Origin of the sequence: Bremerella volcania (assembly GCF_007748115.1) — a bacterium.
GTDB classification, from domain to species: Bacteria; Planctomycetota; Planctomycetia; order Pirellulales; family Pirellulaceae; genus Bremerella; species Bremerella volcania.
In genome coordinates, this window is sequence record NZ_CP036289.1 from 3,817,458 (window position 1) to 3,832,293 (window position 14,836).

Genomic DNA, 14,836 nt, shown 5'->3' on the forward strand with positions numbered 1-14,836 from the left:
GCCGCGAAGGCGAGCGGCGGTTACGGATAAGGTTCATGTCACTAAGGAAGTTGGAAATGGCGATAGACATGCGAGGGATTGCCCGACAAATCGTTCGAGATTACGACTTACCCCTGACGGGATGCCACGGTCTGGCGCATTGGGCACGTGTCTACGATATTGGCCAGCGACTGGCGGAAGCGAGTGGAGCCGACAAGGAAGTGGTCGCGTTATTCTCTTTATTTCATGATTCCAAGCGACAAAACGAGGGGCACGATCCAGATCACGGACAGCGTGGGGCCGAATTCGCCAAGCAGCTTCGCGGAGACTTGTTCGAGTTATCCGACTCTCAATTCGCGCAGCTATTCGAGGCATGCTGTGGACATACGCACTGTCGGCATCATGCCGACGTCACGATCGGAACGTGCTGGGATTCTGATCGACTGGACTTAGGACGCGTAGGCATGCAGCCCGACCCTTATTACCTCAACACCGACGAGGCGAAGCGAAAAGAGACGATCGATTGGGCGCACGGGCGTGCCACGTTTTATGTGGTTCCCGAGTGGATTGCCGAGCGATGGGGAGTTGAGTTCCCGGCTTTCGCCGGCGGGCGGCACTAAGCCGCTTTGCTTCGAGATCGATGCAACTGAGCCAGTTCGTGAAATTCCCGCACGATCCGCGTCTGCATGATTCGTTCGGTGGCGATTAAGATCTCGGCCACTTCCTTGCCATCCATCACGCGATGGTCGTAGGCAATCGTAACGCTGCACTGTCCGGCCTCGTTGATTGGGCCATAGGTGAGCGTCGACGTTACCGGGGCACGCGGGTCCAGAATGGTAACCCCCTGCCCTGCCACCGTTGTGACCGCGAACGTACCCAGCCGCTTGATGCGTTTGCCAGGCGAACCATGAAATCGCAACCACCACAGCAGCCGTCGCACGAAGAAGGGATAATGCGCCAGGCGAACCTGGTTTTTGAAAACCTCTTCCACAGGCCCTGTTTGGTATCGTTCGAGCAGCCCTTGCTGCCGGTCGAGCGTAAAATTCTCGGCGTCGGCAATGGGTGCGAAGAATAACCAGCTTTCACTGCTGACTTGCCGCGATACAACCAAATTGCCGACCGTCTGGGGATGCTCATATAAATGGGGCCAGGGCCACGTCAAATAAGTCCGTCGAAGACTCGGAAACTCGAGTGCCGTCAAAGCATAGGCACGCAGAAATGCGATCGCCCAGGAAATTCGACGCGGACATGCTTTGCGAACCGTGCGTAGCTCACTCAGATCAAATGTCTTTACCTGAGATACCGTCGGCATCGTGCGGTGCAACCACATCAAGTCCGTCACCAGCGCCCGATGCGCTGGCATACCCGTCGGCAACCAACGTAGCCACCCTCGCGTGGAAATACGATCGGCAGGGACTGGACTTTTCGGGTTGTTCATCCGAGTTACAGAAGGCGCCATTCTTGGTTAGGGATTACCAGAGTCCGCCTGCGGACCCCTAAACAGACAGAAGCCCAGGGAATACCAAAATCCAAACCACGAAAGCAAGAGCAGCTTTCCTATCAGGGACTCGCTAGCAGACCTAGCCAGTGGGTGCCTTATCGTCTGGGGTGATCCCTTTCACCTCGACCGCATCGACCTCGACATCCGGCGAATCCGGGGCGCGAAGCCTAATCGCTTCGATTTCCGCTTGCCGGCAGTAGTCGATCGCTTCGCCCAAGATCCGCGCTGCTTCCTGATCGGCGTGAAACCCCTTCGAGTTTTCACTGCTGATAAAGTCGAGCCGCCACATTCCCTTCTTTTGAAGTTCCAGAATCGGCGCCAATTGCTCATCCGTGGCACCGGCTGCCTTGGCCGCGTTGATCGCGTCGAGCATCGAAGTCATCGCGACGGCCGATCGCTCGATCAGATCTTGCGTTCTAGCCTGAATGATTTCGACCCGCTGCTTCAACTCACCCTCATTCACATTGTGGCACGTTTGGCACGATCGGTTGACGTTCAACATCGGGCTACGAACATTATGGCTACTGACCTTCATCGCCCCCTTTCGTTCGTAGGGCATATGACAATCAGCGCAACTCACGCCGCTGCGGGCATGAATTCCCTGACTCCATAGCTCGAACTCTGGATGCTGAGCCTTGTAGATCTTGGCCCCCGTTTCACCATGTTTGTAGTCGAGGAAATCACTGCCGTCGGGGAACTTGTGATCGTCGTATAGCTTTTCGATCTGCTCTACTTTCAGCCCATTACCCCAAGGAAAGAACAGTGTCTCTTTGCTCGCACAGTAATACTCGACGTGACACTGGGCACAGACGAACGTTCTCATTTCTTGTCGCGAGGCATCGAGATTCGGGTCGTAATCGCGTTCTCGGTTCCCGCCGCGCCAGCGCTCGATACTCGGTAGATGAACCACCGGATCGTCACTCTTGGCTAGTGCCGCAATTCCTTGGACGAAGCCTGGTCGCGTGACTCGAATCGCCATCGACTCGGGATCGTGGCAATCAACGCAACTCACCGGATGCGCTTTCCCCTCGCCTGACGTCCCATCGGGCGTCTTCATTAGCTCGCCATGGGCATCGGCGTATTCCATGGCGCTCATCGCCTTGAAGCCAGCCATCACGGCCGGCCAATTGAAATCGGAGGCCAGATCCTCCGCGGTGACCTCGGTGTTACCTTCTTCCATCAGCCCCAATCGGCGGTAGGTGGGAATGATCGAAGCATGACAATGCAGACAAGCCCCCGCTTGCTTCCGCTCGGTCACGCGTTTGGTCACCTCTTGATCACTAAGCATGTAGGCATGGCCACGGGCCTCGCGATAATCGAGGCTGAATGCATACCCTGCGTACAATCGTTTGAGCCACGGATGTGCCTCGAGTTTGCTGGCCGTCAACGCCTCGGATCCGCCGTATTCGGACTCTTCGGAATCTACCGTCAGCAGGTAAGAATCATACTGGTCCGGCCAATTGACGCCCCAGATTTTGGGGTCCGTCGTCACTTCGTCGACTTCCTCCAGCCGGACAAACGGTACCCGAGCCTCCTGCTTCTTCTCGAAGATATTGGTCAGCAGCGCCACCAGGCCGAACGTCACCACGGCGAACAACAGCATCAGTCCCGCCAACGAAGCAAAGGACGGTCTACGGTTCGAACTGCCGGAAGAGTTGTCAGAACTCATGATGCATACCTATCAACGGGAGTCAGGTTCCAAAGTGGGATAAACCCTCGAATGAAGCGAATGTCCAACGTCCGCATGGCAATGGACGCACGACATCGTCTCGCGGTTTGGACTCGCCGGGAGCATGTTGTGCACAAAGTCAGCATGACAATGCAAACAGGAATGCTGCGTTACCAGGCGATTGCGAGGCTTGATCCGCAAAGGATCGGGGTAGTCGTCAAAGGTGAACGCCAACGAATGAAAGAAGCCGTTGTCTGCTTTGGTTACCCACTTACCAATCGGGTCGTGAGAGAGATGGCAATCGTTGCAAACGGCGACGTCATGATGGCTCGATTTCTGCCAGGTATCGTAGGGCTCTTGCATCACATGACAGTTGACGCAACTCTTGGGATCATTGCTGAGATAGCTCGCCCCTTTGCCGTAGCCAAAGGTGAATGTTCCCAGTCCGAGAACCACCCCGAGAAGGATGGCAAAAAACGAAGAGAACAGTCCTGCGTAGATCTTGGCTCTCGGGTATCGGCGCCGGAACCGCTGGTCTCTCCGCGGTGATGAGTTCTCGCGCTGAGTCATCCGGACTCTTCCCCTTAATATCTTCAATCGTGGGCGCTATCCCTAAGCAGACAATCGACCTTCAAGGGCAGGAATTACTCGGCATGTTACCCATCAGGTGATCGGCGAACAAGCAAATTCCAATAGGGAAGGCGATTCTTCATGCCGCCCTAACGCAGGACAATCGATCAGATCAGCGGACGGATCTCGCGAATTCGACAAGATACGCATCAAGTGTCGTCGAACCTTGGCCAGAAGGCGTCAGTCATCGGCCAGGTGTGTGCGATGAGGGATGAAATGAATCGCTTCATCCAAACTTCGTCCGCCGATCAACGCAATTCGGCCGAACAGGTTCGCCAGATCGGGAGCGAAATCGAGGCGATGGTCGAAGAGATGCTCGGCGGCATGAAATCCATCCGCGAAGCGAGCGAATCAATTGGCCAGCGGGTGCGAAGCTCCTACCAGGAATTTACCAGCGTGCTGGACGAAGCCGGGCTGCCCTAACTCGCCGTTCGCTAGTCAAACCAAATGAAAGCGGGCCCATTGGGCTCGTTTTTTTTGGCCACCCCCTCGCTTAGGATAAAGCCGAGATAGCTACCATACAATGGCCTGGCCAATACAGTTGTCTTGACGTTTATTGTAGAAACGCCTATCCTGGGGGTATGGGCCTGACTCCGCAAAAGCCTCGAACGCATGCCAATTCCAGGAAGTTTGACTCCCTGGAACAGGAAGTCTTTTTGAATTTATGGCGTACCTACGATCGTCTGAAAGCGTTCGAGGAACAGGTCTTCGGCCACGCCGGCCTTTCCGCCCAGCAATATAACACACTTCGACTGCTGAAGTCGGTGCATCCTGATTCGATGCCGACGCTGGTGCTGGGCTCACGGTTGATTTCTCGTGCTCCGGACATGACCCGGCTGTTAGATAAGCTCGAGCAACGCGGTTTACTGTCTCGTGAGAGACGTCCTGAGAACCGGCGGGTGGTCGAGGTGACCATTACCCCCCAGGGGTTGGAACTGCTGGAAGAACTCGCTTCGGAAGTTCGCGACTGTCATCGAAAGCAATTGGGACATCTTTCTCCTGACGCACTTCGTCTTCTGGCCTCGCTGCTGAAAGAAGCCCGCGAGCCTCACGAAGATGAAACGAACCTGTCATTGGTTGATGAATAGTCGCGACGGACACTGGACAAGTACTTTTGAGCCATGATCGATATTCAGAACAAGCCGCAAGTCGTCGTCATCGGGGGTGGTCCTGCAGGAGCAACCGTCAGCACCCTTCTCGCCCAGCAAGGCGTCCGCGTGGAACTTTTCGAGCGCGAGAAGTTTCCTCGTTTTCACATTGGTGAATCGCTTATTCCTGAAACGTACTGGGTCCTCAAGCGTTTGAACATGCTGCCCAAGCTGAAGGACAGCCAGTTCATCAAGAAGTACAGCGTTCAGTTCGTCAGTGACTCGGGCAAGCAATCGGCTCCCTTCTACTTTCACGACAACAAAGATCACGACTGCTCGCAGACATGGCAAGTCCGTCGCAGCGAGTTCGACGAGATGATGCTTCGCAACGCCGAGGAACATGGCGTGAAAACGCACGAAGGCGTGCGCGTGCTCGACGTCCTCTTCGACGGAGAACGTGCCATCGGCATTCAAATCATGGACGAAAACGGCGAGAAACGAGACGTCCACGCCGACGTCGTGGTCGATGCGAGTGGTCAAAGCTCGATGTTGATCAACAAGCTGAAGTTGCGAGTCCCTGACCCGTCGCTGAACAAGGGCTCGATCTGGACCTACTACAAGGGCGCCAAACGCGACCCTGGTCGCGATGAAGGAGCAACGACGGTCCTGCAGGTCGAAAACAAGCAAGGCTGGTTCTGGTACATTCCTCTTCACGACGACATCGTGAGTATCGGCGTCGTGGGTGACTTCGACTATCTGTTCAAAGGGCGAGGTTCGCACGAACAGGTCTTCGCCGAAGAACTCGAGCGCTGCCCTGCCGCGAAGATGCGTGTCGAAGGGGCCGAACAGGTCACCAAGATCTTCGCCACGAAGGACTTCACCTACAAATCGAAGCAGGCCGCTGGCGATGGCTGGGTTCTGATTGGTGATGCCCTTGGTTTTCTGGATCCTCTCTATTCCTCGGGCGTGTTACTGGCTTTAAAGTCAGGCGAGCTTGCCGCCGATGCGATCGTCGAGGGCTTGAAGAAAGGGGACACCAGTCGCAACCAACTAGCCCACTGGGAAAGAGAGTATATGGTGGGGATGGAACGGATGCGGAAGCTCGTCTGCGAATATTACGACGGCTTCAACTTCGGCCGTTTCGTTCGTCGCTTCCCCAACCATCGCGGTGATATTACGGATCTTCTGATTGGTGATTTGTTCAAAGACAGCCTCGACGAAGTCTTTGAATCGATCGCCACCATGAAGTCAGAATCGGAAATGATGGCTGAATAAACATAACGTTTCCTAGCCAGTCTTTAGTCCAGCCAGACCTCCATCGACGCCAATAATCTGTCCGGTGATCCAACTGTTATGAGGATCGACGAGCCAAGCGGCAAGTGAAGCAATTTCCTCAGGCTTTCCGAGCCGGCCCAGAGGATGTAATGCCTTCGAGGCTTCGGCCGATCTTGGGCGTGACCAGATTACTTCCGTAAGGGGTGTCTCGACCAGGCCAGGGGCGATGGCATTCACACGAATGTTCTTGCCTGCGTACGTTGTCGCGGCCGACTTGACCAAACCTTCGACGGCCCCTTTCGCCGCGGCAATCGCTTCATGGTTGGCAAGTCCGATGCGAGCGGCGGCTGACGAAAACAGGACGACGCTCCCGCCTGAATCTCGCATCACGCTACTGGCCGCACGAATCGCGGCGAATGCGGTGGTGACGTTCAGCGCGATGGTCTGCTCCAGATCCTTCTGCGTCGTGATATGGGCTGGCTTCAGAATCAGCGATCCAACGCAGTTGATAATCGAGTCGACGCTACCCAACTTCTCTTGTGCGTGCTTGGCCGCCGCCTCGACTTGCTCGAACTGGGTCGCGTCGGCCACGAAGTAAGGGGTATCCAGTTCTTCGGCAAGCTTTTGAAGCTTCTCTTCGTTATGAGATACCAACAGTACTCGACACCCGCGAGAAGCAAGCAGGCGGGCCGTGGCAGAGCCGATCCCGCCGGTTGCCCCAATCACCATGGAAACCGGCATATCGTGCGTCATCATGAGAACCTTTTCGTGCGTAATGACATTGTTTGCATTCCTCGGCAAAAACCGCACGTTCTGAAACGACGCAACGGCGAAATTGATTGGATTTGAGTTCCCTTTTGGTAGATTGACAGGTCCCATGACCGACGCTTTTCCTGCAAGGACCTACCTCATGAAGCTCATACGCTTGCCTTTGCTGCTGCTACTTTGCTGCCTGGTTACAGCACCCATCTCTGCGGCCGAGCGTCCTCCAAACGTGATCCTGGTATTCATCGACGACATGGGCTGGGGGGACTTCTCGAGCTTTGGCAACGAGGACGCTACCACCGAGAACTGCGATCGCCTGGCCGAAGAAGGCATTCGATTCACGCAGTTTTACGTTAACTCGCCCATCTGTTCGCCATCACGCACAGCGATCTCAACTGGCCAGTATCCGCAGCGCTGGAAGATCTCGTCTTACCTGGCCCATCGCCAACTGAACAAGCGGCGGGGCATGGCGCAGTGGCTTGACCCTACCGCGCCAATGCTTGCCGATATGCTTCACGACGCAGGCTACGCTACCGGGCACTTCGGCAAATGGCATATGGGAGGTCAACGTGACGTGGGCGAGGCACCGCTGATCAGCGAGTATGGCTTCGATGCGTCGCTTACCAACTTCGAAGGCCTGGGGGACCGCGTTCTCGCAGAGCTTGATGCTTACGATGGCAAGAAGCCGCGACTGCACACACTTGGCAGCGACAAGCTCGGACGTGGCAAGATCACCTGGGAGAAGCGTGACAAGATCACCCAGACGTTCGTTGATGCAACCATCGATTTCATTAAAGAGGCGAAAGCGAACAACAAGCCGTTTTACGTGAACGTCTGGCCGGACGACGTTCACTCCCCGTTCTTTCCTCCCAAAGAGCGCCGCGGAGACCAAACCAAACGGCAACTCTATTTGGGTGTGCTGGAAACCATGGACGAACAGTTAGGCACGCTCTTCGACTTCGTTCGCAGCGACGAGCAACTGCGTGACAATACGTTGATTTTGATGTGTTCCGACAACGGCCCGGAACTGGGTGCCGGCAGTGCGGGACCTTATCGCGGCCACAAAACGACCCTGTACGAAGGAGGCGTCCGATCGCCGCTGATCGTGTGGGGACCGGGTTTGATCGATGCCGATAAGAGCGGTACCACGAATGACCAATCGGTCTTTGCAGCGTTCGACCTGGTACCGAGCCTGCTTTCGATTTGCGGAACGAGTGCGAAAGAAGGTGTCACTTTCGACGGCGAAGCCTTGCCGGGCGTTCTCCTGGGGAAAACGAACGCTTCCCACTCGACCCCCATCTGTTTTCGCCGCCCGCCTGATCGACCGGAACTGGAAGGCCAGCAACTTCCCGACCTGGCCGTCCGCGACGGAAAGTGGAAACTGCTTTGTAGCTATGATGGCAGCGACGTCGAACTGTATGACCTGGACCAGGACAAGAGCGAAACGACCAATGTCGCTGAGAAGAATCCCCAAGTGGTCGCATCGCTGAAAGGAACCTTGCTCGCCTGGCACAAGTCGATGCCGGCGGATAACGGCCAAGACTGGGAACCGAAGTAAACACCGTTGCTCAAATGAAAAAGGGTCGATCCATTTCCTGATCGCCCCTTTTTCGTTGCATCACTTCCAACAGCGACTAGTGCTCGAGATCCTTAATCCGGATCTTCATCTCATCGGAGTTACCCACCAGTTCCGGTGCGTACATCGCCTGGGCAACGGTTGGCAATGCGCTGAACTTGCCGGGGATTTCGGCTCGCAAGCGGTAGGTCAACGTGTGCTTGCCGCGTGGAAGCTGACGCACGAAGAAGGTTACCTTCTCGTCACGCAGTTCCATATAGGCACCCAGTGCGTTGCCGTTGTAACCACTTTGCAGGTCGACCGGTTCGAAGCCTGCGGCCTTCTTGTCCTCGAACATCAAGTACTCGTAGTCGTTCTTGCTCTCGATCACGAGATCGATTTCAACCAGATCGCCACTGGTGACTTGCGATTCATTTTCCAAGAGAGTTCGCTTGTACTTCACCACCTTCTCTTTCAAGGCCTGTCCGCGAGCCCCGACGGCCTTGGCGGTCGCGTCTTCGTCGCGATCCAAGCGGTAGAAGCGTCGTTCGACCTTCACTTCCAGACCGGCCTTGGTGATGAAGTCCTCGAGCGTGAAGTTGGTCAGGTAGGCACTATAGTACACCGGACCGTCCCCCTTGCGGCGAACCTCCACCTTGTGCTTGCCGTCGGTGACCTGCATGCCGGTGAGTTCTACCGTGTTGTCGACCGTGAAGAGGTTCTGCTTGGTGAACTCGGTTTCGGCCTTCTTCTCGCCGTCGATGAAAATCTCGACGGTCATCTCGGGGTTTAGCTCATCGGTGGCTCGTAGGTAGTCGGCCATTGCCTCGACACACAGTGCCGTGTCGCGAGTCGACTTCCAGTAGGTGGCGTGCTTCCGATTGTTCAGCAGGTATTTCACCAATCGGCGAGCCGTCACGTTATCGGCGTCGGTCGCAGCCAACAGCTTCAAGTAGTAGGCATTGGCTTCGATCGCGTCGCCATACCAGTACCACCAGGCACTATCGGCCGGCATCTTCAAATAGGCCGTTTCGTTCTCCTGGTCGGTGACCAGGTACTGGTCGAGATTGCGACGCAGCATGGCCAACTTCTCGGCATCCCCAACTTGGTGCAGGGCCAACGCAAACATGGCCTTGCCGTACACCGAAAGATGCGTTCGGTCGCGGTAGAGGAAGCCGCGCATGGCGTTGTTATCGTGATCAAGTTCCGCGAGCACGGCGAAGATCACCGCGTCGAGGTTGTCGGCCGTCGACTTCCAGGGATCCTTCTTTCCATCCGCATTTTGCAGCTTCCGAACTTCCTGGTTCTGGTAGTTGATCAGCCACTGCTTGCCACGCTGGATCACATCGGGAACGACCGCCGCGCCGTTGCGTTCGGCCATTACCAATCCGCGAACGACGACCGCCGTGGTATGCGGATAGCTGTGCTCGTGATAGCCTGAGAACCAGCCCCAACCGCCGTCCGAGTTCTGCATCTCGGTCAGCCGTTGGACGCCGCTCTTGACCATCTTTTCAAGTTCCGCGTCGTCGAAGACGGGATTTTTGAGCTTGCCATCCCAAGCGGCATTCCAGCGATTGTTTCGCTCTTTGGGATCGCCGATTTCCTGGGCATTCAGGTTGTTCTGATGCTCGGCAATCGACTTCAGATCGATCCCCATTTCTCCCAGCACCTTGCGGGTTATGACCGTCGGCACAAAGCGATTGAGGGTCTGCTCGGTACAGCCGTAAGGATAGTCGATCATGTAAGGCAGGGCTTCGACCATCGCGCCTGCCAGGCTCGGCGAGTAGCGGATGATCAAGCGAGAATCTTCCGGTCGACGATCTTGCGGGACGCTGATCGTGATGCTCTGCGAATTCTGTTCCGGCTGCACGGTGCCTGCCCACGACTCGGTCTTGAGCATGCCGTGAACGTAAACCGGGAAGCTTTGCTGCATCGCATCCGATTCTTCGTCGGTCAGCGCCTTCATGGTGATGGTGGCTTCCCCTTCCTGGGTCACTTTCACCGTCCAATCGACGCGAACTTCCCCGCCAGCCGGGATGGTCACCTTTTGCGTCAGCTGCGTTTCGCTCGACATGAGTTCCGTAGGGATGTCCAGCGTAACGACTGCCGACTTCTCGGTCTTCAGATAGTTATGGACGTTCGCCGAAAGGACCACTTCATCCTTCTGCACGAAGAAACGTGGGGCCTGGAGGCGAACGATCAAGTTCTTCCGCGTGACTACTTCGCTTTCGGCCGAGGCGACTTTGGTTCCTTGCCCCATCGCCCAAGTGCGGATCTTCCACGAAGTCAGATTCTCAGGCATATCCAGCTTGAATTCTGCCTCACCTTTCTCGTTGGTCTCGACGCTTCCGACCCACAAAGCGGTGTCCGCGAAGTTCGATCGCACGGTCGGTTCCACCAGGTTGGCTTCCCCTTGCCCTTGCCCCATTTGCTGCCCGGACTTGTCCGCCGATTTGCGAGCGAACTCCTCCATCGGAGCCGCGGCGGCAGACATCGGCATGGCGGCATCAGCGACGGCATTCTTGGACATCATGCCACGCATGCTGGACTGACGCCTGCTCGGGCCACTACCCCCAAATCCCATGGCGGCACCTTCCATCACCATATCGTCCATCTGTTCGTTGAGCTCATCCGCCACGCTTTGGCCGAACGCGCCCAGGTACTGTAGAGCCAATTGCCCCTTGGGGGTCAGGTTGTAACTATACAGATTCAGGCTATGTTCCGTCTGCGGGTAATGGTGGCGGCGCCACTTCCAGAAGAACTCTTTGATATCCGGCACGTTCGACCCGCCGCTGATGTATTCGACTGACTTGTCGTACATGGTCAGGACGGTCGATCCGACGAATGGCTCGCCGGTGTGATCGGTCAGTTTCAGCTTGATCGTGCCTTCGCTGCCCGGCAGATACTCTTTGGCGTCGGTTTCGACCTGCAGGTCCAGCACGCGCGTCTCCGGTGGCACCACGATTTCTTTCGCCTCGTCATGGACGCGGGCATCGGCAACCGTCAGGGCTTCGACGAAGAAGTTGGGCATATCCTTCTTAAGGACGGCGATTTCGTGCACCGTGCTCTTGCCGGTCAGACGAACCACCTTCGGCGGCAGATAGACGCTATTGGAAGGACGCACGAAGAGCAGCACCGTGCTGCCGACTCGGTTGGTGTTGATCTGAAGTTTGACCGTATCGCCGGCCTGGTACTCCTTCTTATCTGGAATCAGTTCCAGGTCGTTGAAACGATACTCCGAACCATCGAAGCCCTGTCCGCGAATCGTGAAGATGTAGCCACCTTCCTGCGTGTGCCCCGCCTCGTCGGTCAGCGTAAGACTTAACCGATACTGCCCGGCGGCGGTGGCCTTCATCGTTTGGCCGACGCTTCCCTCCCCTTTCATCTCGACCTTCCAGGCCTGAACCTCCGTCTCGATCGGTTCCTGCTTTTCGTTGTAGGTGATCTTGAGGAGTTTCAGCTGACCCTTACCGGCAACATCGCGGGCATCGAGCGTTTGCGCCAGGAAGTGGGCATGAATCGTATCACCAACGTCGTAGTAGCCGCGATCGACCCACGTGTAAACCATGAACGGTTCGCGAGCCACCAAAACGTTGCCGGTACCGACGATCGTTCGTCGCGATTGATCTCGTACCTCGGCCGTGATGGTGTACTGATGGTCTTCGTTGCCATGCAGGGCTTTGGCCAATGCCGTATCGATTTCGACTTCGACCGTCCCGTCTTCACCGATCTCGACTTCCTGCTCGGAAACCAGCTCAGGCGGATTATGCGACCACCCGATCCAGAACGGTGCCGGACGAATGCACCCTACCCACCTGTGATAGCCGGGATACCACGGATAGTCGTAAGCGAACCACCAGTAACCGTTACCGAAGCACCAGTCCCAGCGCGCGCTCGGGTACCAGTGGCGGTTGTACGGCGAACGCTCGACCTTGTACTTGACCGTGGCATTGGTGACCGGCGAACCGAAATAGTACTTGGCGTTGATCTTGGCGGTAATCTTTTCGCCAAGCTCGACCGGCTTTTCGGGGGCATCGATCGTGACTTCGAATTCCGGCTTCTTGTACTCTTCAATCCGGAACTGAATGTTGCCATGGTTGGTGTAAAGGTTGTACTGACCCAGCTTCGCGTCGGAAGGAATCTCCCAGGTGCCGTCCATGCCACCATACTGGTCAGCAGTGAACTGCTTGTTGAAGATCTCGTTCCCTTGCGGATCGCGCAGTTGAATGTTGAACGACTGGCCTGCGAACTGGCTGACGTCGGCCTGATCGTACTGCGAACGCCGCGTCCAGAACTTGAACTTCAGCGTTTGATTCGGCCGATAGACAGGCCGATCGGTGATCCCATAGCTACGCACCTGGTTGTAAGTCGCATCGTGTCGACGACCGTACCAGATGTGCTGAAAGCCGAGAAACGCAAAACGTCCCTTATCGGTCCGAGCCACGACCAGCCACTGATACTGCTGCGTCAGCGGATTGTCGGACAGAATGATCTGACCGTCGGCGTCGCTGAATTCAGCAAAGTTCTTGGTCAGGACGTTATAGCGATTCTGATTGCGAACTTGTTCGATCTTGTAGCCGAAGTATTCGACGTTCGCCTTTTGGATCGGCTTTCCACTGACCGCGTCGGCGACGTAGTAGTACTTCTTCTGGTCGAGCTGCTTGCTGACGATCACCGTGTCGGCGACCCACACGACGACCTTACAGACGTTGCCGTCCTTCATCTTGGCGGTCACCATGTAGGCGCCGGCATTATTCAGCGGAGCATGCACGTCGATGCGGCGATCGAGGTGACCGGGGCGAGGGTCAAGCTTCTGATTCCACTTGGCAACCTGATCCCCGAGATAGGCGTTGCCCCCATTTTGAAAAAGGATCTTTTCGCCGACCTGCTGAAACTGGACCTTCTGATAGTCGATGCGGCCTGGGTTCGATTTCAGATACTGCTTCACATCCGAAATCAACTTTTCCATCTTGATGGCGTGAGCCGTGAATTCGACTTCGGTTCCGTTGCGGAACAAGTACTGTAGCGTCGCTCCTTGGCCGGCCGCGTTGACCTGACCTCCCTGAAACTGGCCGAGATTGTTCACGATTTGTTCGAGTCGCTTGCGGCGATGGTCATTCGAGCCGGGCCCCACGTCTTGGATGGCATCCCGCCATGTTTGGGCCGCTTTGGGGTATTGCCGGCGATTCTCGAAGACGGACGCCAGTTGGTCGTACGCAGACCCACGCCGCGCATCTTCTTCCTTGATCAGTTCCTGCCAGACTTTGATGTGATTGAACTCGTCCGGCAGTTCGAAGCGTTTGATGCCGGTCGCCAGGCGGGCAATCGTTTCGTTGTCCTTGAGCGTTCCCAGCGCCAATAGATGCGGCGTTTCGTTGTCGTCGTCTTCATCGCGCGGAGCAAAGAACCATTGGTACTGCTGAAGCGTCTGAACGCCAAACTGCGAGCTGAGAAAACTGGCCCAGCGAAGTTTCACCAGGCCGGTACGACTGGCGTTGTACTCGCCCACTTGCTCCATCGCCCAGCGCATCCGCTCGCCATCGTTCTTGGCGTCGTTCCAAGACTTTGGAACGTGGTAGTAAATCGGATTGCCTTCGTCATCGACCGGGGCCCCCTGATTCGATCCGCCGTAGTTGTAGCTTTCGTCGTAGTCAGGCAGGGTCGTGACGTCGGTCAGATATTGCAGTTGCCAGGCCCCGCGGCCGTAGTTGTTTTGAAGAAAGAACTCGGTCACTTGTTCATAGAGCAAAGCCATGTCAGGCTCGGCATCTTTGGCTTGGGCGGCCTTCATCGCTTCGACATATAGTTGTAGGGCACGGGTGCGATCACGATCGATGCTGTTCACCCGTTTGCCACCGCCACGGACCGGGCCGCGTTGAAACTCGTTGTCGTTGATCACTCCCCAGTGATTCAGATTTTGGTACTGCGCGGCGAGTGCCTGCAGAACGCGCCACTGGTCTTTTTGGGCTTCGACCGTTTTTTCCAAGAACGCATCAACCTCAGGGTAACGCCCCAACTGCTGCAGCGATTGAACGGGGACGTAGATCGTACGAGCAAGTTCTTTCGGATCTTGAGCAGGATCGACGAAGAGCTTCTCGGCAGCCTCGTACGCTTCTTTGTAATTTCCCTGCTGATAAAGTTTTTCCATTTGTTTCACGTCACCCGCCGGTCCTTGAGCCAGATTAGCTTGCGATCCGATCCAGATGGTCATCAGTGCAGCACAACTGCAAAGGATGGCTAAAGGGACAGTGCGTTGGAGCGAATAGTTCATGATGGGTGTCCTCTGAAGAGGTATCTTCGATGTTCCGTTGGGTGTTGAAAAGTGAATTAGCTTGCCCAGGTGTAGACGATACCAAACCCCGATGCGATTTCAG

At 56.1% G+C, this 14,836-nt stretch carries 10 protein-coding genes; 5 read left to right on the forward strand and 5 right to left on the reverse strand.

Annotated features, from left to right (window positions below; translation table 11 throughout):
* Window positions 1-56: 56 nt before the first annotated feature.
* On the forward strand, window positions 57-599 hold the full coding sequence (locus tag Pan97_RS15175) for an HD domain-containing protein (RefSeq protein WP_144978442.1): 543 nt from the start codon (window positions 57-59) through the stop codon (window positions 597-599).
* Here Pan97_RS15175 and Pan97_RS15180 read toward each other — a convergent pair.
* From Pan97_RS15180 to nrfH, 3 genes are all read right to left on the reverse strand, one after another.
* Complete coding sequence (locus tag Pan97_RS15180; RefSeq protein WP_144973939.1) at window positions 596-1,342, reverse strand: 2-oxo acid dehydrogenase subunit E2; 747 nt, start codon at window positions 1,340-1,342, stop codon at window positions 596-598. The genes Pan97_RS15175 and Pan97_RS15180 overlap by 4 nt on opposite strands.
* 217 nt (window positions 1,343-1,559) lie before the next feature.
* Window positions 1,560-3,149, reverse strand: a complete 1,590-nt coding sequence (locus Pan97_RS15185; protein WP_144973941.1) for an ammonia-forming cytochrome c nitrite reductase subunit c552 — start codon at window positions 3,147-3,149, stop codon at window positions 1,560-1,562.
* Window positions 3,150-3,161: 12 nt separating this feature from the next.
* Window positions 3,162-3,719 (reverse strand): cytochrome c nitrite reductase small subunit, encoded by a 558-nt coding sequence (gene nrfH, locus Pan97_RS15190; protein WP_144973943.1) that lies wholly within the window; start codon window positions 3,717-3,719, stop codon window positions 3,162-3,164.
* Window positions 3,720-3,995: 276 nt separating this feature from the next.
* Between nrfH and Pan97_RS15195 the strand changes: the two genes are divergently transcribed.
* The 3 genes from Pan97_RS15195 to Pan97_RS15205 all read left to right on the forward strand — a co-directional run bounded on the left by Pan97_RS15195 (window position 3,996) and on the right by Pan97_RS15205 (window position 6,142).
* The gene (locus tag Pan97_RS15195) at window positions 3,996-4,202 is read left to right on the forward strand and encodes a hypothetical protein (protein ID WP_144973945.1); all 207 of its coding nucleotides are present in this window, start codon (window positions 3,996-3,998) and stop codon (window positions 4,200-4,202) included.
* Window positions 4,203-4,435: 233 nt separating this feature from the next.
* Window positions 4,436-4,867 (forward strand): MarR family winged helix-turn-helix transcriptional regulator, encoded by a 432-nt coding sequence (locus tag Pan97_RS15200; RefSeq protein ID WP_241676308.1) that lies wholly within the window; start codon window positions 4,436-4,438, stop codon window positions 4,865-4,867.
* 33 nt (window positions 4,868-4,900) lie between these two features.
* Window positions 4,901-6,142 (forward strand): NAD(P)/FAD-dependent oxidoreductase, encoded by a 1,242-nt coding sequence (locus tag Pan97_RS15205; RefSeq protein ID WP_144973949.1) that lies wholly within the window; start codon window positions 4,901-4,903, stop codon window positions 6,140-6,142.
* Window positions 6,143-6,154: 12 nt separating this feature from the next.
* Here the strand turns inward: Pan97_RS15205 and Pan97_RS15210 are convergent, their stop codons facing one another.
* Window positions 6,155-6,898 (reverse strand): SDR family NAD(P)-dependent oxidoreductase, encoded by a 744-nt coding sequence (locus tag Pan97_RS15210; protein ID WP_241676309.1) that lies wholly within the window; start codon window positions 6,896-6,898, stop codon window positions 6,155-6,157.
* Between the two features lie 154 nt (window positions 6,899-7,052).
* On the opposite strand from Pan97_RS15210, the gene Pan97_RS15215 reads away from it, so the two are divergent.
* Window positions 7,053-8,465, forward strand: coding sequence for a sulfatase-like hydrolase/transferase (locus Pan97_RS15215; RefSeq protein ID WP_241676310.1), 1,413 nt, complete (start codon window positions 7,053-7,055; stop codon window positions 8,463-8,465).
* A 76-nt stretch (window positions 8,466-8,541) separates the two neighbouring features.
* On the opposite strand, the gene Pan97_RS15220 is transcribed toward Pan97_RS15215, so the two are convergent.
* Complete coding sequence (locus tag Pan97_RS15220; RefSeq protein ID WP_144973953.1) at window positions 8,542-14,733, reverse strand: alpha-2-macroglobulin family protein; 6,192 nt, start codon at window positions 14,731-14,733, stop codon at window positions 8,542-8,544.
* Window positions 14,734-14,836 lie beyond the last annotated feature (103 nt).

Excerpts from the sequence above, each read along its gene's own strand:
- Pan97_RS15175 (WP_144978442.1), top strand. The coding sequence starts at position 57 with ATGGCGATAGACATGCGAGGGATTGCCCGACAAATCGTTCGAGATTAC.
- Pan97_RS15180 (WP_144973939.1), bottom strand. The coding sequence starts at position 1,342 with ATGCCAGCGCATCGGGCGCTGGTGACGGACTTGATGTGGTTGCACCGC.
- Pan97_RS15185 (WP_144973941.1), bottom strand. The coding sequence starts at position 3,149 with ATGAGTTCTGACAACTCTTCCGGCAGTTCGAACCGTAGACCGTCCTTT.
- nrfH (WP_144973943.1), bottom strand. The coding sequence starts at position 3,719 with ATGACTCAGCGCGAGAACTCATCACCGCGGAGAGACCAGCGGTTCCGG.
- Pan97_RS15195 (WP_144973945.1), top strand. The coding sequence starts at position 3,996 with ATGAATCGCTTCATCCAAACTTCGTCCGCCGATCAACGCAATTCGGCC.
- Pan97_RS15205 (WP_144973949.1), top strand. The coding sequence starts at position 4,901 with ATGATCGATATTCAGAACAAGCCGCAAGTCGTCGTCATCGGGGGTGGT.
- Pan97_RS15210 (WP_241676309.1), bottom strand. The coding sequence starts at position 6,898 with ATGATGACGCACGATATGCCGGTTTCCATGGTGATTGGGGCAACCGGC.
- Pan97_RS15215 (WP_241676310.1), top strand. The coding sequence starts at position 7,053 with ATGAAGCTCATACGCTTGCCTTTGCTGCTGCTACTTTGCTGCCTGGTT.
- Pan97_RS15220 (WP_144973953.1), bottom strand. The coding sequence starts at position 14,733 with ATGAACTATTCGCTCCAACGCACTGTCCCTTTAGCCATCCTTTGCAGT.